Consider the following 1,268-nt stretch of genomic DNA (forward strand, 5'->3'; position numbering starts at 1 on the left):
CATGGCGCCGGCGCGGCATCGGGTGCGGCCGACGCGTCCGCGGCCGAGCCGGTGAGCGCCTTGCCGTACGCCTTGAGGTTCGCGTGGGCGCGCGCGAGGTAATCGGCGAACGCCCGGCGCTCCTCGTCCGTGAAGCCCCGAAGCATCACCGTCGCCTCCTCGCGGCACGCGGCGTCCCACGCGTGGGCGACGCGCTCCCCCTCCGCGGTGAGGGTCACGGTCTTGCTGCGCTTGTCGCTTGCCGCCGGGGCGATCTGGACGAACCCCTTCTTCGCCAGGGCATCGAGCATGCGCGATACGCCCGCGGGGTCGAGCTCGTAGTATTCCGCCAGGTCGCGCTGGGAGCACGCCCCGAAGCGATGCAGGTAGGAAAGCAGCTTGGGCTGGCCGGTGCCCAGGCCGACCGACGCCATGTAGGGGTGCATGAGCTGGCGCTGCGCATGGCTCGCGCGGTAGAGCAGCGAGCGGAGCTCGAAGAGGTCGGAACGGTCACCGCCCACCGGCTGGGAACCACAGGGGTCTGGCATGCCCCATCATCTCCCGATAGTTGACATATCAACAGTTGACGCATCAACTGATACCGCGCGCAGCGCGGCGCGTCAAGCGCGAAACCTGAGCGAAACGAAGCGCGACCTCACCCCTCGTCCGACTCGATCGGCGGGAACAACTCGAGGAAGCGCTTCGCCGAATACGCCTTGACCCACGAGCGTTCGAACGCCGTACGGTCGCGCGTGATGATGAAGTCGACCTGCGCGCGCTCGGCGATCGCCCGGATACACCCGTCCTCGTAATCCGGCTCGTTGGAATCGAGGGCGATGGCGCACGCCTCGACGTCGAGCTCCTCGATGTCGAAGATGCGGATGAAGATGCGCAGCCAGTCGCGTCGCTCCTGCTCGGACAGGGTCTTCCGCGAGATGTAATAGAAGTCGTTGAGCGAGGACGCGGCAACGAGGCCCGTATGCACATGGTTGATGATGAGCTTGACGAGCTCGAGCGCCTCATCCGATTCGGGGCGGTCCGGAATCACGTAGTCGAGCAGGGTGTTGGTATCGAGCAGCATCTTAGACATCGCGGTTCGCCAGCTCTCGCTTGAGCCCCTCCGGGGTCAGGGTGGACAGGAACGTATTGCGGGGCATGCGCGCCCGCAGCTGCATGGCGTATTCGAAGAGCTCCTGGCCGCCGTCGGGGATGCGCGGGCGCGCCGGGTCGGGCGCGGGGACCTCCTCCGCCACCGTCACGGCAGCGGAAGCCGCGGCCCCGAGCGCCCC

3 protein-coding genes are annotated in these 1,268 nt (G+C 67.6%); all 3 read right to left on the reverse strand.

The genetic code is table 11. From position 1 onward, the window contains the following. Positions 1–527, reverse strand: a 527-nt coding sequence (locus tag BN423_RS10835; RefSeq protein ID WP_154820261.1) for a MarR family winged helix-turn-helix transcriptional regulator, incomplete at its 3' end; no start/stop codon positions are given. Between the two features lie 107 nt (positions 528–634). Further along, on the reverse strand, positions 635–1,069 hold the full coding sequence (locus BN423_RS08235; protein WP_232385544.1) for a type II toxin-antitoxin system VapC family toxin: 435 nt from the start codon (positions 1,067–1,069) through the stop codon (positions 635–637). After that, on the reverse strand, positions 1,062–1,268 hold a 207-nt coding region (locus BN423_RS11590), incomplete at its 5' end, for a hypothetical protein (RefSeq protein ID WP_026089051.1). The genes BN423_RS11590 and BN423_RS08235, both read right to left, overlap by 8 nt.

Origin of the sequence: Enorma timonensis, from assembly GCF_000321165.1 — a bacterium.
Taxonomy (GTDB): Bacteria; Actinomycetota; Coriobacteriia; order Coriobacteriales; family Coriobacteriaceae; genus Enorma.

What these genes read in the sequence shown, in the direction of transcription:
- BN423_RS08235 (WP_232385544.1), bottom strand. Translation starts at nt 1,069, where the DNA reads ATGTCTAAGATGCTGCTCGATACCAACACCCTGCTCGACTACGTGATT.